Origin of the sequence: Paraburkholderia solisilvae (assembly GCF_902859875.1) — a bacterium.
In the GTDB taxonomy this organism is placed as follows: domain Bacteria; phylum Pseudomonadota; class Gammaproteobacteria; order Burkholderiales; family Burkholderiaceae; genus Paraburkholderia; species Paraburkholderia solisilvae.
On sequence record NZ_CADIKF010000007.1, the window covers coordinates 1 to 23,373 of the forward strand.

The 23,373-nt window shown below is 60.8% G+C and carries 14 protein-coding genes and 3 pseudogenes; 3 read left to right on the top strand and 14 right to left on the bottom strand.

Annotated features, from left to right (window positions below; genetic code table 11):
* The coding region (locus tag HV675_RS06315; RefSeq protein WP_175110004.1) for an ISNCY family transposase at positions 1–940 on the top strand (940 nt) is incomplete at its 5' end.
* Positions 941–1,246: 306 nt separating this feature from the next.
* Here the strand turns inward: HV675_RS06315 and HV675_RS06320 are convergent.
* Positions 1,247–1,996: an SDR family oxidoreductase gene (locus HV675_RS06320; RefSeq protein ID WP_175110006.1), complete on the bottom strand. Its 750-nt coding sequence runs from the start codon at positions 1,994–1,996 to the stop codon at positions 1,247–1,249.
* Positions 1,997–2,247: 251 nt separating this feature from the next.
* Positions 2,248–2,694, bottom strand: a pseudogene (locus HV675_RS06325) (DDE-type integrase/transposase/recombinase); the annotation flags it as partial.
* A gap of 108 nt (positions 2,695–2,802) precedes the next feature.
* Here HV675_RS06325 and HV675_RS06330 point away from each other — a divergent pair.
* Positions 2,803–4,059, top strand: a complete 1,257-nt coding sequence (locus HV675_RS06330; RefSeq protein WP_175110010.1) for a class I adenylate-forming enzyme family protein — start codon at positions 2,803–2,805, stop codon at positions 4,057–4,059.
* A 268-nt stretch (positions 4,060–4,327) separates the two neighbouring features.
* Here HV675_RS06330 and HV675_RS06335 read toward each other — a convergent pair.
* A pseudogene (locus HV675_RS06335) lies at positions 4,328–4,447 on the bottom strand (IS6 family transposase); the annotation flags it as partial.
* 140 nt (positions 4,448–4,587) lie between these two features.
* Between HV675_RS06335 and HV675_RS06340 the strand changes: the two are divergent.
* Positions 4,588–5,799, top strand: coding sequence for an MFS transporter (locus tag HV675_RS06340; protein WP_175110012.1), 1,212 nt, complete (start codon positions 4,588–4,590; stop codon positions 5,797–5,799).
* Positions 5,800–6,046: 247 nt separating this feature from the next.
* Here HV675_RS06340 and HV675_RS06345 read toward each other — a convergent pair whose 3' ends face one another.
* The 11 genes and pseudogenes from HV675_RS06345 to HV675_RS06390 all read right to left on the bottom strand — a co-directional run bounded on the left by HV675_RS06345 (position 6,047) and on the right by HV675_RS06390 (position 23,359).
* Positions 6,047–6,931, bottom strand: a complete 885-nt coding sequence (locus HV675_RS06345; RefSeq protein ID WP_175110014.1) for an FkbM family methyltransferase — start codon at positions 6,929–6,931, stop codon at positions 6,047–6,049.
* 451 nt (positions 6,932–7,382) lie between these two features.
* A complete protein-coding gene (locus HV675_RS06350) occupies positions 7,383–8,336 on the bottom strand; it encodes a GlxA family transcriptional regulator (RefSeq protein WP_175110016.1) in 954 nt (317 codons plus the stop codon).
* Between the two features lie 159 nt (positions 8,337–8,495).
* Positions 8,496–9,644 (bottom strand): DUF2827 domain-containing protein, encoded by a 1,149-nt coding sequence (locus HV675_RS06355; RefSeq protein ID WP_175110018.1) that lies wholly within the window; start codon positions 9,642–9,644, stop codon positions 8,496–8,498.
* A 17-nt stretch (positions 9,645–9,661) separates the two neighbouring features.
* Complete coding sequence (locus tag HV675_RS06360) at positions 9,662–10,807, bottom strand: DUF2827 domain-containing protein (protein WP_175110020.1); 1,146 nt, start codon at positions 10,805–10,807, stop codon at positions 9,662–9,664.
* 241 nt (positions 10,808–11,048) lie between these two features.
* Entirely contained in the window at positions 11,049–11,558 is a 510-nt protein-coding gene (locus tag HV675_RS06365; protein ID WP_175110022.1) for an OmpA family protein, read from the bottom strand.
* Between the two features lie 38 nt (positions 11,559–11,596).
* Complete coding sequence (locus HV675_RS06370) at positions 11,597–12,721, bottom strand: DUF2827 domain-containing protein (RefSeq protein WP_175110024.1); 1,125 nt, start codon at positions 12,719–12,721, stop codon at positions 11,597–11,599.
* A 162-nt stretch (positions 12,722–12,883) separates the two neighbouring features.
* Positions 12,884–18,055 carry a YadA-like family protein gene (locus tag HV675_RS06375; RefSeq protein WP_377785490.1) on the bottom strand — a complete coding sequence of 1,724 codons (5,172 nt, stop codon included), beginning with the start codon at positions 18,053–18,055 and terminating at the stop codon, positions 12,884–12,886.
* 324 nt (positions 18,056–18,379) lie between these two features.
* A pseudogene (locus tag HV675_RS32925) lies at positions 18,380–18,505 on the bottom strand (ESPR-type extended signal peptide-containing protein); the annotation flags it as partial.
* A gap of 153 nt (positions 18,506–18,658) precedes the next feature.
* On the bottom strand, positions 18,659–19,918 hold the full coding sequence (locus tag HV675_RS06380; RefSeq protein WP_175110028.1) for an EAL domain-containing protein: 1,260 nt from the start codon (positions 19,916–19,918) through the stop codon (positions 18,659–18,661).
* Between the two features lie 357 nt (positions 19,919–20,275).
* Positions 20,276–20,881: a DUF4136 domain-containing protein gene (locus HV675_RS06385; protein WP_175110030.1), complete on the bottom strand. Its 606-nt coding sequence runs from the start codon at positions 20,879–20,881 to the stop codon at positions 20,276–20,278.
* Positions 20,882–20,929: 48 nt separating this feature from the next.
* On the bottom strand, positions 20,930–23,359 hold the full coding sequence (locus HV675_RS06390; RefSeq protein WP_175110032.1) for a CHASE2 domain-containing protein: 2,430 nt from the start codon (positions 23,357–23,359) through the stop codon (positions 20,930–20,932).
* Positions 23,360–23,373 lie beyond the last annotated feature (14 nt).

Sequence of the window (23,373 nt, forward strand, 5' to 3'; positions counted from 1 at the left end):
GGCGCCGGCGTGCACGCTGCTGGTGTATGTCGACGATGCGACGAGCCGGCTGATGGCGCTGCATTTCACGGCGACCGAATCGACCTTCAGCTACTTCGAAGTGACCCGGACGTATCTGGAACAGCACGGCAAGCCGGTGGCGTTCTATAGCGACAAGGCAAGCGTGTTTCGCTCGACGCAGACGGCGACGACCGGTGGCAAAGGCGTGACCCACTTTGGCCGGGCGATGTTCGAGCTGAACATCGATGGGTTATGTGCGAATTCAAGTCAGGCCAAGGGGCGCGTCGAGCGCGCGAACCTGACGCTGCAGGACCGGCTGGTGAAGGAACTGAGGCTGCGTGGCATCAGCACGCGGGAAGCGGCCAATGCCTATGCGCCCCGCTTCATTGCGGACTACAACGCGCGCTTTGGCAAGGCGCCAAGGAGCGCGTTTAACGCACACCGGCCACTGCGTGCGGACGAGGATCTCGATACCATCCTGACGTGGCGTGAACCGCGCCGGGTCACGCGTTCGCTGACGCTGCAGTATGACCGGGTGATCTACCTGCTGGACGATACGCAAGCAAACCGCAGGCTGGTGGGACGTTACATCGACGTGTACGAATATCCGGACGGTCGCATCGAAATCCGTGCGGATGGCATCGCCCTTCCCTTCATGCCATACGACCGGCTCTCCGAGATTGATCAGGGCGCAGTGGTCGATCACAAGCGGCTGGGGCACGTGCTGCAGGTCGCGCAACTGGTCCAGGCCGATCGGGATAACCGTCGTGCCTCGGGCTCACCGTCACGGACCAATCAGGGGCAGGCGCCGCGATTGAAGGAACGCCGCACCGGTACAAAAAAGCAGCGGGAAATCAGCGTTGATGATCTGAACACCGCGATTGGCCGGACCGTGGTCAGCCTCCAGGACCCTGTACTCAGACCCCAGTCAAAGAGATAACAAGGCTCAAACCCCGACATCTCTACTTTGCTGCCACCCCGACACTTCAGAATGGCCTCGACACTGGATGTAGTGGCTAAGTTGTAATGTCCGCTTTTAGCCACGCTCAAATGTCCGCTTTTCGTGACACGTAAGCTGTCCGGCTGCCGGTTGTCCGGCGCCGGGAGCTTTGATGGCCGCGACAGAACGGATAACGATGACGATGCGCGAGCTGGACAGATACAAGGTGATTCAGGACGTGGCCGACGGCGTGCTCAGGCCGTGGCCGTGGCGTGCCGCCGAGCGATTCGCCGCAGAGGCGCAGAACTACGCCGCTCCAAGCAGCCAGTTGTTGAACTCCATGACATGGGCATGTTCGTTCGGGCCTGCATTGTTGCGCAGTTGCTTTGCCCGTTCGAGCACAACTTCGTCTGCATCGGTGCCCAGGAGGCGCATGATTTCATCGAGGCACTCAGGTAGCAGAGTCGCACGAGGTTCTTTCGTGCTGTTCAACAAGTCGGTCTGGGTCCAGGGCGGCACAATCTCGATTACTCGCACGGAGGTCTCGCGCAGCTTGTAGCGCTGGGACAGCGCATAGGAGTGCAGTGCAGCTTTTGTCGAGCAATACACTGCAGAAGCAGCGAACGGGATGAAGGCCAACCACGAGGTGTTGTACAGAATCGCTGCTTCTTTCTGCCTCTTGAGGTGTTCGATCAGGGCCGAGGTGAGCCGAATCGGACCGAGTAAATTCGTGGCGATAGTTGAAGTCAGCAAGTTTTCATCGATGGCACCCGCCGCGTCATCAAACTGCATGATGCCGGCATTGTTGAAGACGACATTCAGGTCTGGATACCGCTCGGTAAGCGTCTGTGAAACCGACGTTATGCTGGATGCGTTCTCGATATCGAGTTCCAGGTAACCCATTCCCGGGTTGGCGGCAGTCACCTCGTCCAGAAGGCTTTTCCGACGGCCTGAAATGATGACCTTGTTGCCGAGATCGTGAAAAGCCTCCGCAATACCGCGTCCGATGCCCGATCCCCCGCCCGTGATGAAAACGGTATTTCCTGTCAGTTTCATGGTTCTATTCCTCTATGTGCGCTTATCTTGAGGTCGAAGTTGATGCTCTATAAAATCGCGGAGCCGTCTCTTGAAGGTGGACTACTTTTCAGCCCCTTCCCCATTTCTCGGGTCAACCTTGACAACACACTAGTCGAGAAATATCCAATTATTATGTAGTAAGCCGAATTTACTTAAAACTGCAGTCTTAGGAACTCGACTGATTCACAGCCTTGGGCGGAAAGTGAGTGGCGCGGCGACTTGCCATAGCATCATTCGGTAGCCGTGCGCGCAATGACATCGTCCTTCTTCTGACTCTTCATATGCATCACTTCGGTATCCGACAGGATAGTGCGGGCGCAACGAAAATATTTGAAACCCGCTGATCGATATGACGATCCGCTGAATGTCCCGATGATACTGAGAAGACTTCGTCTACGGTGTAAAACGCCGCGCACGTCATTGCGATTGCATATGTTAGCTCGAAAGAACCCGAGCCAGATATCCTGAAACAGGACTTTTCCATGATCAAAATGTTCACGTCCTTGATTCACGATCTTGCGCGGCACCGGGTTCGAGCGCAGCGCGCGCTCGAAGAAGCGTTTGGCCGCGGCCTTGTCGCGCCGCTTTTGCAGCGGCATGTCGAGTGTGGCGTGATGCTCGTCAACGGCTCGCCACGGCGGGTGCGGTTCACCTTGCCGCGTGATGAACATCTCGTCGTCCGTTGACAATATTCTTCACACATCGAATAGAGGTAAGGCGCCAAGCGTTCATGTGCAGGAAGTCCCCACCGAACTCCAACAGGATTCAAGACAAGGGCACGTGAAATGAACGCAAACTCTCCATCCATCAGCCAACCCACAACTACTGCACTGCCCGACCTCGTCGCTTCGTTGCTGACGCAGGCGGACGCACATCCCAACGCGCCCGTCGTTATCGAGGGCGATATAACAATTACCTATAGACGATACGCGGACCAGGTGCGAAAACTTTCGACGAGTCTGTTCGATATCGGCGTCAGGCCGGGAGACCGTGTCATCCTGCACCTCGGCAATTGCAACGAATCCGCGATCGCCTGCTATGCCGTGATGATGCTCGGCGCCATTGCCGTACCACTGAACGTTCATTACAAGCCGCATGAACTCATCGGACTGATACGTCGGCTTCAACCTGCTGCGTATTTTGGCCATCTTGCACAGCGAAAATCCATTGATGAGATCGCAGCCCACCTGCTGCCGAGCGAACGCCGCTTTTACGTCGTCGACAAGCTGGCCTCGCAGCGTTCCGACTGCCTCGCTCATGCCAACGACACGTGGCAGGCGTTCATCGCGTCCGCACGTGAAGTACGGCAATTTCCCAGGCAGGATCCTGATGCGACCGCGCTTTTGCTTTGCACGTCGGGCAGCAACGGCGAACCGAAGCTGGTTGCGCATGCGCAACGCTCTCTCTTGCACGCGGTCCGCTATATGCAAGATTCCGGCTTTGGTCCCAGCACGCGGTTACTACTGCCTACGCCTCTGTTTAATATGCCTGGCATCGTGCAGTTGTGCGCGTCCGTTTCGACGGGCGCGTGCATGGTATTGCCGTCGTGCACCGATTTCGACGGCGCCGCGTTTCTCGACGCGATCGAGCAGCACCGTTGCACGGACATTACGGTGACCTCATTCGGCGCTGCAGAAATGATCCGTACGCAACTGATCCGCCGTCGTATAACCGATTCGTTGCGCACATGCGTGGTGACCGACGACGCTTGCTCTGTCGAGCTTCATCAGCGTTTTGAGCAGACCTTCGGCATACCGCCGCTATGCCGCTTCGGCATGACAGAGGCGCCGTCGTTCGTCGTGCCAGGGCACACCAACCGTACTGTGCGTGCACGGCCGGGCACCGCACGGCTCGTCGACGGCAACGGCGACGACGTCACTATCGCCATGCCGGGTGAACTGTGCCTGAACGTGGATACGCTATTTCAGGGCTACTGGATTTCGCCAGGCGTCATCGACGCCGCGCGCGACGCCAATGGCTGGTTTCACACCGGCGCGCTCGCGCGGCAGGACGAGCACGGCGATCTGACCTATCTTTCGTGATCGTAGGAAATAATCGTACGCGGCGGCGAGAACGTTGCGCCTGCAGAAATCGAGCAGACGCATTGTCCGCTTGCCCGGTAAGCGTACGAGCGACGGCGATTGGAACTGGCAACGCCGCCATGTGGGCGCGCGACGCCCCCTCCCTGGCCATGAAATCTTGTGCGCGTGCCTTGCGTTTGTGCAGCTCGTTGCGGCTGCAGCGGCACGCTATGAGGTTCGGTCGCAATAAGGATGATTGGTCGAGCAAGGGCGATACGATAAGTCATGCTTATTTGCCGGGTGCACAAAACTGTTCGGCAAGCGTCTGGCGACTATCGTGCATTTTCCCCTTCCTGATCACGTGCATCAGTTCAATGCCGCCCAGCAGAATGCGCGCGCACTCGAGGATGAGTAATCGCTAAGCGGCGGCCCCTCGTATCGGATCCTTGACGAGGTGCGTCTGCGGCAACAACGCGGGGAGCGGGAATAAGTGTCATGCCGTGCGTGTTCCATGAAGAGCACTTCGGACTTCCAGCAGGCACAGAGACCATGAATTCACGTTCTGAACAAACGCTTGCTGGTAAGCGACCTTACGACTCACGTACATTCGATCCGCGAGTCTGGATTCTGGCATTGGGCACCTTCGCAATCGGCACCGACGCGTATGTCATTTCCGGTATCCTGCCCGGTGTTGCACGCGATCTGCATATTGCGGTAAATACCGCGGGGCAGATCGTCACGTGGTACTCGCTGACCTACGCGATTGCTGCGCCGGTGTTAGCGGCGCTTGTCGGACGCGCAAACCGGACGTACGTCATCATCGCTGCACTCGTCCTCTTCTCCGCAGCGAACATCGTATGTGCGGTCACGATGAGCTTCGCCATTCTGATCGCCGCACGCGTGGTGGCCGGAATTGCCGGCGCTCTGTACACGCCGACCGCCTTTACCCTTGCAGCTGCGCTCGCTGCGCCTGAAAAAAAGAGCAAGGCTCTTGCGGCTGTCCTATTGGGACTGACTTTTGCGACCGCACTGGGGGTGCCGATCGGCACGCTGCTGGGGCAGCATTTCGGGTGGCATGGCGCGTTCTGGCTAGTGGTTGCACTATCGGTATCGGCTGCGGTCGTGATCGGCGCGAGTCGAATGTCGCCCGGTGACGCGTCCTACTCGACGTCTCCCGGACTCGTTGCGCGCTTTGAGCCGTTGGTGCATGGATCAACCCTGCTTGCGCTGATGCCTGTCTGCATCTTCTCCGCAGGCTACTTCTGCTTCTACACCTACCTTGGCGCAATACTCGGCGCACACGGTTTTCCTGCCAGCCAGATCGCAGTGATCTTCCTCGCGTCAGGTGTCGGCGCAGTGATTGGAAGTTTTACGGGTGGCCACCTGGGCGCTCGCTTTAGGCCCATTGCCGTGCTCGTCATCACGTTCGCGGCAACATCGATCAATGCCGCGCTGTTCGGTTACCCGGAAGTGTCGTTTTGGAGCGTTACGCTCTCTGTACTGTTTCTCTCAGGGAGCGGCTGGCTCTTTCTTCCCCCGCAGCAGGCCCGCCTGCTGTTGATTGTCGAGGCGCGCCACGCGCAGGTTGTACTGGCTCTGAACAATTCCTTCCTCTATATTGGCGTTGCCGCGGGCACGTCAGTCGGCGCCGGGATAATTCACAGTGGCTTCAATCTCGATGACCTGCATTGGGTTACTTCAGGCTTCATGTGCGCAGCTTTGCTGATACTTGTGCTGAGCTATTTGCGCAGCGGCAAATAACCGTGACCGTACCCGTGCTAGCCGATCGACAAGACGACGCCGGACGCCGCCCGGAACAGTTGAACAGAGGTTGCCGTCGTCGCGACTTCGGTCCATCTTTGTTCGTGGAACGAGAACCCCTGACCATGATCGCTTCTCTCAGGAACGACTCAAACCGCTTTGCTTGACGTAAGCCATTAGAATGCCTAACGCTTTTGCGCGATTCACATGCGTCGTGAGCAGTGTGACGGGTTATAGCAATGTGGGATCAACCCCGATGATCCGGTCCAGTTCGTCGAATATCGAAACCAGTGCGAAAATTGTCCGCGGACAGCGGCATATGACCCCAATCGATTTTGTCGTGCGCATGGACCAAACCCTGCACTTGCCATTGCTGTTCTTTCGGAACAGCAAGCATGTCGGCGCTAGCTAACGTATAGCCGAGATATGACCAGATATTCTCGGGATTGGAGCGATAATTTTGTTTTTCGAACAACGTGGTGAAATACCACCAGCAATCGTACCCATTGCTGGTCAGAAGGTTGGTAATGTCCGTAGTGCTCTGCTCATCTGCCTCAACAAAGATGAACGGACGGCAACGGGAAATCGTAGCTTCTGCGCCCTGTAGCACACGCAAGTCATAACCTTCGGCGTCGATCTTGAGAAAATCCACTCGTGGAAGATTCAGACTGTCAAGAGTCAGCAGGGGCACATGCTCCATGACAGTATCACCGCCGTAGTCTGCGCCTAGTCTGATCGCTCCGTAATTGTATTCGTGGTGTGGAGGGATCGTGCAGATATCTACCTGCCCGGATTCGCAGCCCACGGCGGCCAGATGCGTGTGGATATTATGACAATCGTTGAGAGCTGCATTCGCACACAGAAGTTGATAAACCAGCCGCTGAGGTTCAAAAACGTGGACAACTCCTGACGCACCGACTGCCTTTGAAAGGGGTACCGTATGGCTACCAATATTCGCTCCGACCTCGACGGCAATGTCGCCGGGACGCAGCACCTGGGTAAACAGACGAACTTCTGCTTCGCCCCACTCCCCGTAGGCGATCAAACTTTTGCCAATGTACTGATCGCGCGGATTGACCAGAAAGCGACCATGACGACCATCTACAAGCTGATAGATATTTTTGTTAATCATCGCGTTGTGTGCTCACCGCACTAGAGAGTTTGATTATTTACCGCCGATAACCTGAACGGGTCATCGCCACGATGGGCAAGAAATCCCCCATACGCACCGTACGCGGCTGTCATTTATTGATACTGCAGTCTTCCGTGGTAAGACGATAAATTACGCTGGATAGCAATGCAGCTCCCTATCCGGGGGGCATTTTCGAACGGTAACCGCCATGCTTGTTCAATACCACTTTTCGTTCCTTGCATGGTCCAGCAAATCTTTCGTAATGTAGTTGGAATGATATGCCGCGCGCTTATGCCTCAGCCCACGCTTCATCGATATAGTTCAACGTGAATGCCCCCATCATGTCGACTTGCGTGGCACGCCAGCGTATCGATCGGTTGCTGGTGGTAAGCCCGAGCGTCGTCGACTTTGGCCGCTGTCTCGGGACATACACTGCGACATCCCAAGCACTTCAAATTTCCGACGGCGCACGGCTTTCCCTGCCCGAGCGCCGGACGGCCTGCGGCGGCTGACCCAACGTACGAAGGAACGCGCGTCTCATACGATCCCGGTCGGCAAAACCCACTACGTCGGCGATCACGTCTAAAGAATGGCGCCCCTGCTCGAGCATCAACCTGGCCGCTTCCACGCGCAATTGCTCGATGGCCTTTGCGGGCGACTGACCGGTTTCCGCAGTGAATGCTCGACTGAACTGGCGCGGGCTGAGATTCGCGACGCCAGCAAGTTCCTCGACGGTGAGCGCGCTGCGCAAATTCGCATTCGCATAGACAAGAGCCTTCTGAATCCTGTCGGATTTCGGCTCCAGTTCAAGCAGCGTGGAGAATTGCGACTGGCCGCCCGAGCGCCGATGGTAGACAACGAGCTTGCGCGCCACCGTACGCGACACCTGTTTGCCGTGATCCTTCTCGATCATCGCAAGCGCCATATCGATGGTGGCTGCCATGCCCGCCGAGGTCCAGATCGAGCCATCCACGATAAAAATCGAATCCTCTTCGACAGATACCTTTGGAAAGCGCTCCTGCAGATCGCTCGTAAATCGCCAGTGAGTCGTCGCACGCCGGCCGTCGAGTACGCCTGCTTCGGCCAGAACAAAAGCCCCCGTGCAGGGAGCCGCGACGCGCCGTGACGTTTTGAGTGCATGTTTGACAAAAGCGCCCAATGCGGGAGAAGCGAGGTCGGTTTCGACGCCCGAAGCGAATATGACGGTATCGAAAACAGCGTCGCCGAACGGTTGTGTCTCGAACCGGATTCCCGCTGCGGCCGATATCATTCCGCCCGTTTCGGAAAGCGCCGTCACTTCATACGCCCGCTCGCCGAGCACGAGATTCGCGAGTTCGAACGCGGTGACCGCGGCGAAACCCATCAGATGGAAGTTGGGGAAAACGACATAGCCGATTGTGTGCATATGTCCTCCAGCGGCACGTCCGAAACCTAATGAATATACGACCTTTCAGACGCGGTCAACAGGCACTGCCCTTCGGCTCACGATCACGCGCCGGAGCGATTGACTGCGACCGTGCACGGCGTCAAGTCGAGTGACCGGCGTGGCCCGCACAGACAGATGCTACCCGCCGGGTCGCATATCGAACAGACCTGCAAGCAGCGCATCGTAGCTCGCGATCAGTTCAGGATTCGTCGCGAGGTACGGCACAATCGCCTTGCGCTGTTTCGAACGGTACGCTACCCAATCGTCATCGTGATGCTGCACCGCATGAACCACTTGCCGCGCACCCTCTTCGACGTCGTTCCCTGCGTAGTAGTAGCCGATCTCGCGACACAGTTGCGCGTTGTGCACCAACGCATACCCATTCCAGCACACGTCAAAATAGAAGTAGTTGAGCGCAAGGCCCCACTGATGCGAGATCACGATGTCCGTGTGCTCGGAAAGAAACTGCGGCGTATCGTAGCGGCCGACGAAGCTGGCTTTGCCCTGCCTGACGAGATCGAGATACCGTGCGATGCCGATAAATTCGGGGCTATGGCGCGCCAGATGCTCGGCATTGGTCACGTGCAGATGCGCGATCGCGTCGCCGACGCTCCGAAACGCCTGCTCCGCGATCAGCAGCGGATACAGGCAGAATTTCAGCACGTCGATATTCGGCTCCATCACCGTCAACCGCTTCGACGACGGTGTTTCGCCCCCCTGCGGCCGATACTCGCCTTCGAACGGCAGATCGCGCGTGCGCATGTTCAGGCACATCGGGTCCCAGACGAACGGCACTTCGCGCACCGGCACGCGGCGCAACGTGCCGAAAAAAGGCGCGCTGGTTTCCATCACCTGTGGAATCGCCCAGATCGCGTCGTATTGCTGGTTGATGAACACCGTGTCGGCGAGGCGCCGGTTGAAGATCATCGCCTCGATCATCTGCACGTATTCGGGCCCGCAGCAGTAGCTGACGAGTCTCGTGCCGCGTGCTTTCAGGTAACGCGTCTGCTCTTCGCTGATCTGGCCGCCAAGCTCGATCAGCACATCGAGTGCGTCCTTCATTTCGTCGAACGACCGCACCGGGAAGCGTGCGGTGTCCCACGGCAGCGCGCCGGACAGCACGACCGCGGTTGTGTTCACAAGCACCACCGAATGCCCGAGCGGCGAGTGCTGGAACAGCTTCGCGAGGTACAGCGCATTCTGCTTGATGCCGTTCACCCACATGCCCTCGCCTTCGCTGCGAATGCCGATCGTCATGCCGATCCGCAGTGCGCGTTGCTGTGTCATGGTTCCGTTCTCCCTGTTCAGTCCGCGCGTGCCGCACTAGCGGGCCGGGCATTCAGATTGAGCACACGCTGCGTATAGCGCTCGCGGTTAGCCGCGTGCAGCGGGCTTAACGTCGCAATCAGCTCGCGCGAGCGGCGCACGTAGCCATCATGATCCGCGTCGTGTTCGTGCGCGATGCGCAGCAGTTGTCGCGCACCGGCCTGGATATCCGATCCCTCGTAGTAGTAGCCGGCGTCCTTTAGCCACGGCGAGTTATGCACGAGCGGATAGCCGCCGTATAGCGCGTCGAGGTAAAGGAAGTTCTGATCGTTCTGCCACTGATGGCTAACGACCACATCTGCGAACTGACTCATATAACCGGCAAAGTCGTGGCGCTTGTCGAGATGCACCTTGTCGTTCTTGTGCAGATCGAGAGAGCGCATCAGGAACGAGAATGTGAGTTGTTCGTTCATCTGCACCGTGTTGAGCACGTGCATGCGGGCAATGGTCGCGGGCTCCATGCGGAATGCGGTATCGCACACGAGCGCGGGAATCGCGAAGCACTTGACCACCGAGATGTTCGGCTCGAAGATCGCGACGCGCAGCGCGCGCGGCGCATCCGTGCCGTCCGCCGCCGGCTGATAGCCGAACGCAAGGCCGGCATCCTTGACCACCTGCGCGCGACGCTCGAGAAAAAGCGGATCCCACAGATACGGCACTTCGAACACCGGGCAGCGATGCAGCGCCTCCAGCATCGGCGCCAAAGTACGATCTTTCGGCAAGATCCAGACTTCGTCGCAGCGCTGCGCACGCGAAAAGAAGCCGCGTTTCTTGAAGACCGTCGGCTCGACCAGCCCGACATACGACTGCCCGCAGCACATGAACACCACTTTCTTGCCGAGCGCTCGAATGTAGTCGACCCACTCGATATCGAGTCCGCCGCCCATCTCGATCGCAACATCGATGCGATCCGTCGCCGCGCGCAGCGGCACGAGCGGCAACCCGAGCTCCGCCTGCTCCGCCTCCGGCGGCAGCGCAGCCTGGTCGCCGCAATTGAGCAGAATCACGTCGGTCACCGCAGGCAATGCCCGCAGCAACTGCGCGAGAAACAGCACGTTCTGGCCGAGTCCGTTTTCCCAGATGCTCTGGCCTTCGTGCGTCAGCACTGAAATTCCAATCCGCATGATGTACCGCTCCTTTCTCTGATTGCGAAACTACCGCTTATTTCGAATTTATTTTTCGTGCAGGCGCCGCGTTGCCGCTACGATGCCTGCCGTCCGTCTTGTTCCGTCATCCGCATATTTCCCATTGCCGCTACCGGGAAAAGAGGGCGACGGCCTGACGGCCATCGCCCTGTAAAAGCCGCGCTACTTCCGATGCTGACGGAGACACATCGATGCGGGGTAGCACGGCCAGAGAAGCGTGTTACTGCGACTTCACCTTCTGTGTTTCGAGTACGATCTCGACACGGCGGTTGTGCGCTCGCCCTTCCGCGGTCGTATTCGGCGCCATCGGGTTCGCGTCGCCGTACCCGTGCACCTGTACGGAGCGGCGCGCCTTGAGGCCATACGCGGCCAGGTATTGCGCAACCGACAGCGCGCGCCGTTCCGACAGTTCCTGGTTATGCGCTTCTGAACCGGATGCATCCGTGTAGCCGGAAATCAAGATCGCGTCGATCGTGGTGCGGCGCGTACCTTCAATCAGGCGGTCTAGTTCGCGGGCGGCCGATGCCGTCAGCGTCGCGCTGTCCGTGTCGAAGCTCGCGTCGCCGCGTAACGTGAAGTGCTCCGCCTGCATTGGCGCGTCGCCCGCAGCCGGAACGCGCGCAGCCGGCTGCGGCTCGACCGGCCGCGCGTGCGACACAGGCGGCGTGGTGGTCGTGCAGGCCGCGAGCATCACGGCGGCGGCCCCTACGATGGCTTGCAGTTTCAACATTTCCCCGTTTCCCCTTTTTAGATGGTCGATATGGTTTTTTAGCGATACAGTGCTTCGATTTCCGCGGTATAGCATTCGACGTTCGCCGGCGACTCCGGATCCAGCGTCGCGAGGAAATCGCGTGCGGTGTCCCGGTAGCTGGCGAGCTGCGCATCGTGTTCGGTGAACGCGCGGCGTAGCGCGAGCGCGCCGTCGCCACAGTCGAAGTCCGCATAGCGGTAGCCGCAGTAGCCGATAAAAGATGAGTTGTGAATCAGCGGAAAACCGCCGTAGAGGGCTTCGTAGTACACGTAGTTCTGTCCGTTTTCCCAGTGATGCGCGATGATCGCGTCGGCCTGCTGTCCCATGATCTGATAGACCGGCAGACGCGGTTCGAAGGAAGCAATGCCATGACGCACGAGATCGAGGCTGCGCGCAAAGCCGAAGAACACGCCGTCCTCTTTCATGTGAAACGTGTTGAAGACCCGCAGCACTTCGATCATGTCCGGGTCCTGGCGGTGCGCGACATCCGCGGCGAGCATCGGAATATGGGAGGTCTTCACCATGCAGATGTTCGGTTCCAGAATCGCCAGCCGCCAGCGCCGCCGGCCCGGCTGATACTCGAAACGCCCTTCCGCCCCGCCCGCGCTAATGGCGCGCTCGAGCAGCACCGGACTCCACAGATGCGGCATCGCACGCACCGGCGCACGCATCGTCGCTGCGTAGTAGTCCGCGCAGGTCGCTTCGAAAGCGGGCAACGTCCACGCCGCGCTATACGGCGTTTCGGATATCAGCGTGCCGTGCGGCAGGTTGAACATCATCCGTTCGATGTCGATCACATAGTCGTTGGCGACGCGCATGCCGATCACATGTCCGCCCCGCTCACGGAATGCGCGTGCCCAATTCGCATCGAGCTGTGCACTCAGTTCGATAACGACGTCGAGCTTCTGCTGCGCGGTTTCCATGTCGATCACCGGCGCGGGCGCGAGCGCGAGAAAATCGCCCGCCGCTTCGATTCGGCCGTCGCCGCCCTTTACCAGAAATACTTCATCGACTACCGGTGAACGCTTGAGCAGCATCACCATAAAAAAGCAGTTCTGGAAGATGCCGTTTTCCCAGATCGACTGCGCACCGTCGCGCAGGTAGATCGTCACACCGACTTTCAAACGCTTGCCGTTCTTCATTGCTTTTTCTCCTGAACGCGCCCGCCGCGCGTGCATCTTGAGACTTGCTGGTGTTCGTGTCGCTTTCGTGAATCCCGGGACACGGTTGTTTTTTTGTTGTTTCCGTCGGGGATGCGCCCTGTGGGCGCATCCCGTTACCGCCTGCCTGCTGCCGTCCTGCCGTTACCACTGATACCCGATACCCGCGCCCACCGCCGTACCTGCCGAGCTTACGCCCACGCCCGCCTTGATCTTCAGGTTCTGCGTAATGCGCGCGTTCATGCCGAACGCTGTTGCGCTGTAGCCGTGGTAGGTCGCGGCGCCGATGCCGATCGACAGCGTCTTGCCCGGATCGACCTCCGGAATCATCGTCAGCGCGGTGGCTGCGGCGATGCCCGAATAGGCGTCGCGGGCGACGCTGTTGACGCTCGACTGCACGCCGTTCAACTGGTTCATGTTCACTGCATCGGTACCGTTCACGCCCGGCGCGACGTTGGTGATCCGCCGTTCGCTGCCTGGCGAGCCGACCGACACGGTGTTCTCTTCGCTGGCCACCGAGCCCGCGCCGAGCGCCACCGAATTGGGCGCCATCGCCGATGCGTTCGCGCCTACCGCGGTCGCGCTCTGGGCGGACGCCGAGGAGCTCGAGCCCAGCGCGGTGCTGCTATCCGCGGAAGCCGACGCATGCCAGCCGAGCGCCGTTGCGTTCGACTGCGATGCCGTTGCGCCCGCACCGACTGCCGTCGCGTTCTGCGCGGTCGCTGCCGAGCCGGTGCCGAGACCCGTGCCGCCGTCCGCGGTGGACGTGTTCGCGCCGCTGCCGTTGCCCATCGACGAGACGGCCTGCGACAGCGAACTCACGTTGCTGTCGGTTGTGCTGAGGCCGGTCGACAGCGACGCGACATTGCTGTTGGTCGTGGACAGGCCGGTCGACAGCGAATCGACGCCGCTTTGGGCGGTGCTGACCGCGCTCGAGGTCGACGTCGACAGCGACGCGACATTGCTGTTGGCCGTCGATACGCCGGTCGACAGCGAATTCACGCTGCTTTGCGTGGTGCCGATGGTGGTCGACGTTGAAGTGGACAGCGATGAGACGGTGCTGTTGGTGGTCGACAGCGCGCTCGACACCGACGTGGACAGCGAGGTCAACTGGCTGAAGTTCACGGCATCGGTCGGGTTCACGCCGGCTGCGACGTTGGTCAGCCGCACGGGTGCGGTTGCACCGATGCCGCCGAGGGTGACCTGCGTGTGCGACGTGTCGTCGTACTGCACGGCGGCGTTCGACAGCGTGCTCATCGAGGTCGACAGCGTCGCGATATTGCTGTCGGCGGTCGACAGTCCGGTGGACAGCGAGCCGACGTTGCTGTCGGTCGATGACAGTGCGGTCGAGAGTGAATCGACATTGCTTTGCGCGGTGCTGAGGCCGCTGTCGACCGTTTGCGTGATGGCGGTGGACAGTGAGCTGATACCGGTCGACGTGGACGTGGACAGCGTGGTCAGCTGGCCGAAGTTCACCGCGTCGGTCGGGTTTACGCCGGCTGCGACGTTGGTCAGCGTGACCGGGCCCGGTGCACCCACACCGCCGAGCGTGACCTTCGTATGCGTGGTGTCGTCGTACTGCACGGCGGCATTCGACAGCGTGCTGAGTGCGGTCGAAGTTGACGTGGAGAGCGTCGTCACGTTGCTGTTGGTGGTCGACAGGCCGGTGGACAGTGAGGTTACACCGCTCTGTGCCGTGCTGATGCCCGTGGAGGCCGACGTCGACAGCACGGCGACATTGCTATCGGTCGTCGACAGGCCCGTCGACAGCGAGGTCACACCGCTTTGAGCGGTGCTGATGCCGGTCGAAGCCGACGTCGACAGTACAGCAACATTGCTATCGGTCGTCGAGAGCCCTGTCGACAGCGAGCCGACGTTGCTGTCAGTCGACGACAGCGCCGTCGAAAGCGAATCCACCCCGCTCTGCGCGGTGCTGATGCCGCTGGCGGCGGTCTGCGTGAGAGCCGTCGACAGCGAGCTGATACCGGTCGAGGTCGATGTGGACAGCGTGGTCAGCTGGCTGAAGTTCACCGCGTCGGTCGGGTTCACGCCGGCGGCGACATTGGTCAGCGTGACCGGGCCCGGTGCACCCACACCGCCGAGGGTGACCTTCGTATGCGTGGTGTCGTCGTACTGCACGGCAGCGTTCGACAGCGTGCTGAGTGCCGTCGAAGTTGACGTGGAGAGCGTCGTGACATTGCTGTTGGTGGTCGACAGGCCGGTGGACAGCGACGTCACACCGCTCTGTGCAGTGCTGATGCCAGTCGAAGCCGAGGTCGACAACACAGCGACATTGCTATCGGTCGTCGACAGTCCGGTGGACAGCGAGGTAACGCCGCTTTGTGCCGTGCTGATGCCAGTCGAAGCCGAGGTCGACAGCACCGCGATATTGCTGTCGGTCGTCGAAAGACCCGTCGACAGCGAGCCGACGTTGCTATCAGTCGACGACAGCGCCGTCGAAAGCGAATCCACCCCGCTCTGCGCGGTGCTGATGCCGCTGGCGGCGGTCTGCGTGAGAGCCGTCGACAGCGAGCTGATACCGGTCGAGGTCGATGTGGACAGCGTGGTCAGCTGGCTGAAGTTCACCGCGTCGGTCGGGTTCACGCCGGCGGCGACATTGGTCAGCGTGACCGGGCCCGGTGCACCCACACCGCCGAGGGTGACCTTCGTATGCGTGGTGTCGTCGTACTGCACGGCAGCGTTCGACAGCGTGCTGAGTGCCGTCGAAGTTGACGTGGAGAGCGTCGTGACATTGCTGTTGGTGGTCGACAGGCCGGTGGACAGCGACGTCACACCGCTCTGTGCAGTGCTGATGCCAGTCGAAGCCGAGGTCGACAACACAGCGACATTGCTATCGGTCGTCGACAGTCCGGTGGACAGCGAGGTAACGCCACTTTGTGCCGTGCTGATGCCGGTCGAAGCCGAGGTCGACAGCACCGCGATATTGCTGTCGGTCGTCGAAAGACCCGTCGACAGCGAGCCGACGTTGCTGTCAGTCGACGACAGCGCCGTCGAGAGCGAATCCACCCCGCTCTGCGCGGTGCTGATGCCGCTGGCGGCGGTCTGCGTGAGAGCCGTCGACAGCGAGCTGATCCCGGTCGAGGTTGACGTGGACAGTGTGGTCAGCTGGCTGAAGTTCACCGCGTCGGTCGGGTTCACGCCGGCTGCGACGTTGGTCAGCGTGACCGGGCCCGGTGCACCCACACCGCCGAGCGTGACCTTCGTATGCGTGGTGTCGTCGTACTGCACGGCGGCATTCGACAGCGTGCTGAGTGCCGTCGAGGTCGATGTGGAGAGCGTCGTCACGTTGCTGTTGGTGGTCGACAGGCCGGTGGACAGTGAGCTTACACCGCTTTGAGCGGTGCTGATGCCGGTCGAAGCCGAGGTCGACAGTACGGCGACATTGCTGTCGGTCGTCGAGAGGCCCGTCGACAGCGAGGTAACGCCGCTTTGTGCCGTGCTAATGCCAGTCGAAGCCGAGGTCGACAACACCGCGACATTGCTATCGGTCGTCGACAGTCCGGTGGACAGCGAGGTCACACCGCTCTGTGCCGTGCTGATGCCGGTCGAAGCCGAGGTCGACAGCACCGCGACATTGCTGTCGGTCGTCGAGAGGCCCGTCGACAGCGAAGTCACGCCGCTCTGTGCGGTGCTAATGCCGGTCGAAGCCGAGGTCGACAGCACCGCGACATTGCTATTGGTCGTCGAAAGACCCGTCGACAGCGCGCCAACGCTGCTGTTCGTCGACGACTGCGCCGTGGACAGCGAATTCACGCCGCTTTGCGCGGTACTGATGCCCGTCGAAGCCGACGTCGACAGTGCGGTCACATTGCTGCTGGTCGTCGACAGCCCGGTCGACAGGGAGCCGACTCCGCTTTGTGCCGTGCTGATACCGCTCGACGCGGACGTCGACAACACCGCGACGTTGCTGCTGGTGGTCGACAGGCCGCTCGACAGCGAATTGACGCCGCTCTGTGCGGTGCTGATGCCCGTGGAGGTCGACGTCGACAGCGTGGCCACGTTGCTGCCGACCGTCGACAGTCCCGTGGACAGCGAGCCAACGCTGCTACCCGTCGAGGACAGCGCGGTCGACAACGAACTGACGCCCGTCGAGGCGGAAGTGGACAGCGTGGTCAACTGGCTGACGTTCACCGCATCGGTCGGGTTCACGCCTGCCGCGACATTGGTCAGCGTGACGGGCCCGGGGGCGCCGACGCCGCCCAGCGTGACCTTCGTATGCGTCGTGTCGTCGTACTGAACCGCAGCGGCCGCACCGGTCGACAGCGAGTTGATGGCTGCCGAGGTCGCGTTGGAGAGCGTCGTCAGATTGCTGTTCGTGGCCGATACTGCCGTCGACAGCACGGCGACATTGCTGTTGTTCGTAGACAGCCCGGTGGTCAGCGTGTTCACGCCCGCCTGGGCCGTGCTGATGCCGGTCGAGGCCGAAGTCGAAAGCGTCGCCACGTTGGTATTCGTGGTCGAGATGCTGGTCGACAGTGAACTGCCCATGGTCGATGTGGTGGTCGACAGCGTGGTCAACTGGCCGAAGTTCACCGCGTCGGTCGGATTCACGCCTGCCGCGACGTTCGTCAGCGTGATCGGCGTGGTGGAACCCGCACCGCCCAGCGTGACCTTCGTATGCGTCGTATTGTCGTACTGGACCGCCGCGGCCACGCCCGTCGACAGCGAACCGAGCGCGGTGGACGTCGAGGTCGACAGCGTCGTCACGTTATTGTTCGTGGTCGACAGCCCGGTGCTCAGCACGCCCACATTGCTGTTGGTGGTGGACAAGCCCGCGTTCAGCGCGGCGACACCGCTTTGCGCGGTGCTGATGCCGGACGAAGCCGAGGTCGACAGCGTCGTAACGTTATTGTTCGTAGTCGACAGCCCGGTGCTCAACACGCCCACATTGCTGTTGGTGGTGGACAAGCCGGTGTTCAGCGCGGCGACACCGCTTTGCGCAGTGCTGATGCCCGACGAAGCCGAGGTCGACAGAGTCGTAACGTTATTGTTCGTGGTCGACAACCCGGTGCTCAGCACGCCCACATTGCTGTTGGTGGTGGACAGGCCCGTGTTCAGCGCGGCGACACCGCTTTGCGCGGTGCTGATGCCCGATGAAGCCGAGGTCGATAGTACGGCGACACTGCTGTTCGTCGTCGACAGACCGGTGGACAACGAGTCCACCCCACTTTGTACTGTGCTGATGCCCGTCGACGTAGCCGTCGACAACGTAAAGAGCTGAGATCCATTTATCGCGTCTGTGCTCGTCGCGGACACTGCGCCCGCGGCAAGTGCCGTGATCGTGTTGGAATTCATCTGCACGACACCGAGCATTGAAATCCCAGCGTTCCCCTGCAGCTGAAGCAAACCGTTGCTAAACCCCGCCACACTCGCCGTCGACGTGCCGAATCCGCCGCCTCCGGTGGTCGACCCGGTATTGTTGAGCGCGAAAGCAGCACCGCTTGTGCCGCAGCTTAAAGCGCTCCCCGCAGCAGCGCTGCCTGAGCCCCACGATGCACCGGTTGCAGCGGTGGTACTTCCAGGACACAATTGCAAACCGCCCCCAGCCAGTGCTGTAGACGAAACTCCTAACCCACCTGTAACAAGGAAAGCAATCGCCGACAAACGACCGAGCGTCCTGCGGTTTTCAAGGCGCGCTTCACCTGAACCCGCCTCCCCTCCCTTCCCCTGCCCCCGCACGTCCTCCGCAACAACCGTGATTTTTCCTGTTCGGCGATTGGCCACCAGACGATAGACTTTATTCATTTGTATTCTCTCCAAGGGAGTTCGCTACGGCATCAGCCCGTTCGCGCGAACGGAATCGCCATCGGTTTCTGGCGATTCTCATTTAATATTTGCATTCCTAACGATATATAGAGTACCTAGTTGCCGATAATCGACCTACGCATTCCACCAACATCAGGCCCGCGATTTACCCCGCGTCTCTTCCATCCCGAACGGGCACACAATCAATTGCCCATGCAACCGACCAAACGCCGCAATACATCGCAATAGCCGGACCGATCGTTCCGGGTGGTCTTTTCCTTCTCGAATGACGCCAGCCATCTCCTCCCGCAACGTCGCCGCGATCGCCGATTGCTTGCCGTACACGCTGCTCGTGAGGCCCGTCACGTAGGCCAGTTTCGCGTACTCACGCAACTTGCAGCACACGCTCTGCTCGACAATCGCCTCCGCGTTTTTCTCGAGCAACTGCACGGCCTGTTCGAGCGCGGCGCCGGTCAGCGGCGTCTTAATCTCACGGGTCATGTCCGACTCCATGAGCAGATCGGACAACTCCACAAATGGCATCAGGCTGATTTCGTTACCGGGCAGGCCCGCCTCATCGCATGTGCCGGAGTCGCACACCGGCTCCTGCGGCACGTGTATCGCAAGGTTTTGCGGCTTGCCGATGTAATAGCCCTGCACGCAATCGATGCCCGCATCGCGCGCCAGCTCGAGCGCATGCGCGCTCTCGATCCCTTCGAGCACGACGCACGGTGCGATATCTCTTGCAAGCGCGACGAGCCGCGCAAGCTCATCGTTGCGCCCATCGCGATCGTTATTGCCCGCCAGCATTTCGCCGGCGATTTTCACAACGTCCGGCGAGCAGATCTGCGTGCCTGTCTCGACCGCATAGCCGGTGCCGAAGTCGTCGATCGCGACCCGGCAGCCCAGTTGCTGCACGCGCCTGACAAACGCGCGACCGGCTCCCACGTCGAGCGGCGCGGTCTCGGTGATCTCGATCACGAGACGCCGCGCAACGTCCGGCATCGTCGCCAGCTGCATGAACGTCGATGCCCACCAGTCGTCTTCTGCTGCGCTTTGCGCGGAAATGTTCGCGCCGAGGTACAGATGCGAATGCGCCTTTAACAGGTCAATCACGAGCGACACCACATGTCGGTCGAGGCACTGCATCATGCCGAGCCGTTCGAGGCTCGGAATGAAACTCCCCGGATACTCGATCGTCTGCCGATCTTCACGCAGCAAACGCACGAGGCATTCGAAGTACAGCACCTCCCCCAGGTCTCCCGCGCTGCACACCGGTTGACAGAACAGCAACACACGGTCGTTTTCGATCGCGTCGATCACCGAGCCCGCTACGCGCATATCCAGGTCTGCGCGGGAACGCGCATCCCAGGGCGCGATCGGCTCGTGTAACGGCTTGGTCCACTCGTTCATGTTTTTTCCGATGCTCAATACGGACTGGCACCATTGCTTCCGGCGGACCATAAAAACCGCCGTTTCAAATTCCGCTTATTCTTTAAATTTTGTCAAATTGCGGAATTTTTTATATACAATGATTTCCAGATTTTTTATCTAAATGATTGCGCTCCAGGGTGCTGCGATGCTCGATTCCACCTTTATCTATCAGTGGGTTACGACCTGTTCGAGCATTTTTGAGAAGGATGGGACATGCAGGCTTTCATGTCCAGAAAATTGCCGCGGAACTAACTATCTTTAACGATTTATGGAATATCTACCGGTGAAGCCATGACAATGGTGTGCATTCACATCCCATTCACAAATGCTTCGCCGTCACTGTTGAACCGGCTTAACGGACACGAGTGACGGCGTATCGTTGGGCACTGCGGCCGGGCGTAGCTCGATGCGCCAGTGCCGGTGCTGCGCAAACGGCAGTTGTGCAAGCGCACTCTTCACGAGATAAGGAGCGGCGCGCTGCGCGTCGGCATCGCCGTCGCGGCTCGTCGCGCTGACCTTATACACCTCGTCGCCGCTCGCAGGGTCGAGGAAGCGCAGCGTCAGCGTGTGCTTCCACGAACGGTTGAACCAGAGGAAGCGCGCACTGTCCGTGTTGCGGCAAGACGCTTCCGCGCAATCGCCGGCGTCGATCGCGACGCTCGCCGGCCGCGTGTCATACGCAATCGACAATACATAGTGCGCTTGCCCGGCAGCGGCATCGACGAGGCCGTAGCGGCCCAGTTCACGGCGCACCAATGCCTCGTAACGTGCCTGGTCTGAGCTCGCCTCCTGCAGCGGCGAACGCGCGATCACGTAGCTATGCTCGAGCCGAAGGTCGTTCTGCGTTTGCGACGTGAGTACTTCGGTCCGAACGCCGGCGCAGCCGGCCAACAAACAAAGGCTCGCCGCCGCGCATGCGGCGCCGATTCGCGGATTTCTCATTTCCTGTCCCTTCGACTGGATGGGGTCCAGTCAAGCGTTGTAAGGGGTTTAAGCGGTGGCCTCGTCGAGCACCGGCAGCATGATCGTGATCGCGGTGCCCGTGCCCGGCGCGCTCACGACGCGGATGTCGCCGCCGTGCCGGGTCACGACCGTCTTCACGAACGCCATCCCGAGCCCCGCGCCGCCCACTTCCGGACGTTCGGTCTCGTGAAAGCGCTGAAACCGCTCGAACAGATGGTCCTGCTGTCCGGCGGGAATGCCGTAGCCCTCGTCGCGCACCGTGCACAGCACGTGTGCCGGCTGGTCGTCGGACGGCGGCGCATCATGCCCGATCGTGCAGACGATCTGCGTGCCGCCCGGGCTGTATTTGACGGCGTTGTTCAGGATGTTCACCAGCGCGCGCGTCATCAGCGAACGGTCGGCGTTGATCCAGTGGCCGGCGCTTTGCTCGTCGCATTGCGCATCGAGGCGGATTTGCTTCGCTTGCGCCTGCGGCCACACTTCGTCGCTGGCGTCGATTACGAGTTCGAGCAGGCTCACCGGTTCAAGCACGTACGCTTGCGACTCCGCGCGGGCGAGCTGCACGAAATCGTCGGCCATTGTCAGCGAGCGCTTTGCGTAGCGTTCGATGCGCAACAGCAGCTCGCGCATGCGTTCCGATTCAACCGTGCGGGTGCGCTCGATTTCGATCAGCGCGAGAATCGACGCCTGCGGCGAGCGCATGTCGTGCGACAGCAGGCGCAACGCATCTTCACGCTGACGCTCAGCCGCATGCAGGGCCGTCACGTCGACCAGGCCCGCAATCCAGCCGGTCGCTTCGCCTTGCGCGTTCGCGCACTTCGCGTAGCGCAACAGGTGGTCGCGCTCATTGCGATCGCGCACCTCGATGCCCTGCTCCATCAGTGCGGAAAACTCCTGGCGGGTCGGATCGAGCATGGCCGGCCAGTGCGCGCGGATCCACGCATCGGCGCTGTCGCCGGCATCGATCGTCTTGACGAACGCGAGATCGCCGAACATCTCGCGCATCGATTTGCCGACCGGGTTTGCGGCATTGAGCGTGTCGAAATGCAGTTTCGCCGCATGATTCGCGATCACCACGACGCCGCGCAATTCGCTGACGAGAATCGGCTCGGGCACGCTGTCGAGGCTGTCCCAGACGAAGCGCTTCATGTCCTGCACGCGTTGCGCCGCTTGCGCCATCAGCGCCATATGCTGCTCGAGCACATCGCCGCCGAACTCGCGCCGCTCGCGCGGCGTTTCGGGCAGCAGATACGGTTCGTCGGCGAGCCGCTGCAGTTCCTTGCGCAAATACGCCATCGTCATTTCGAGGCGCCGCCAGTTCCAGATCGGATAGACGACCGCTAGCCCCGCGATCGCCGGAATCGGCGAGATCCATAGCTGCAGGCCGGCTAACGCCGCCGCGCTGATGAGCATCATCATCGCGCCCAGCAAGGTCGTCAGCAGCAGCGAGCGCAACGGCGACAACATCAACAGGCCCGCCAGCAGCGCGATGAGCGGTGCAAGCGACACCACGAACACCAGCAACCCGCTGGCGGGATCGATCTCGCGCCCCGTCAGCAGCGTGTCGAGCACGGTCGCGTGGATATAGACGCCGGGCAGCGGGCCGAGCTCGCCTGACATCGGTGTCGAGAATCGGTCGTACAGGCCCGAGGCGGTGACGCCGATCAGCACGATCTTGCCGCGCAGCATGCTTTGCGGCACACCGCCTTCGAGCAGCGTGGCGAACGAGATCTTTTGATACGGGTGGGCGAGCGGTCTGAAGGGAATCATAAAGCGCCCTTCGTCGTTGCCGGCGAGCGCGCGCGCCTCACGCATGCGTGCCATCGCCCTCGCGCCGACGCCGTCGCGCAGCTTCACGGTGCCGTTGCCGATCGCGCGTGCGAGCGGCACCATCAATTGCGGCCAGCGCGCATTGGCATCGCCTTCGAACATCGCGACGCTGCGTACCACGCCGTCACTGTTCACTTCGAAGTTGATGTGTCCGAGACCCGCCGCGGCGCGCGCCAGCGGCTCGACTGGCTTGATTGCGATGCGCTCGCCGTGAATGTCTTCCGGCGTCAGCAGGATCGGCAGATAGGTCGGGCTCGCGGCGACCGCGCGGGCGAGTTGCGCATCGTCGTCGCTCGGCTCGGTGAATAGCACGTCGTACACCACCGCGGCCGGTTGCGCTTTCGCGATCTCGTCGAGCAGGCGCGCATGTACGCTGCGCGGCCAGGGCCAGCGCCCGAGTTTCTCGATGCTCTCGTTGTCGATCTCGACGACGACGATATCGGGCATCGCCGGCTGCGGATTGAGGCGCAGATAGCGGTCGAAAATCAGATGATCGACACTCGCCGTCAGGCCGTACAGCGCGCCGAGCAGGATGACGACGACGCCGAGACAGCCGACTACGAGCCACTCATACAGGAATCGACGTCCGACGGGCTGGCCGAGCCATGTACGCGGGTAGAAGATCATGAGCGTCTCGCAAC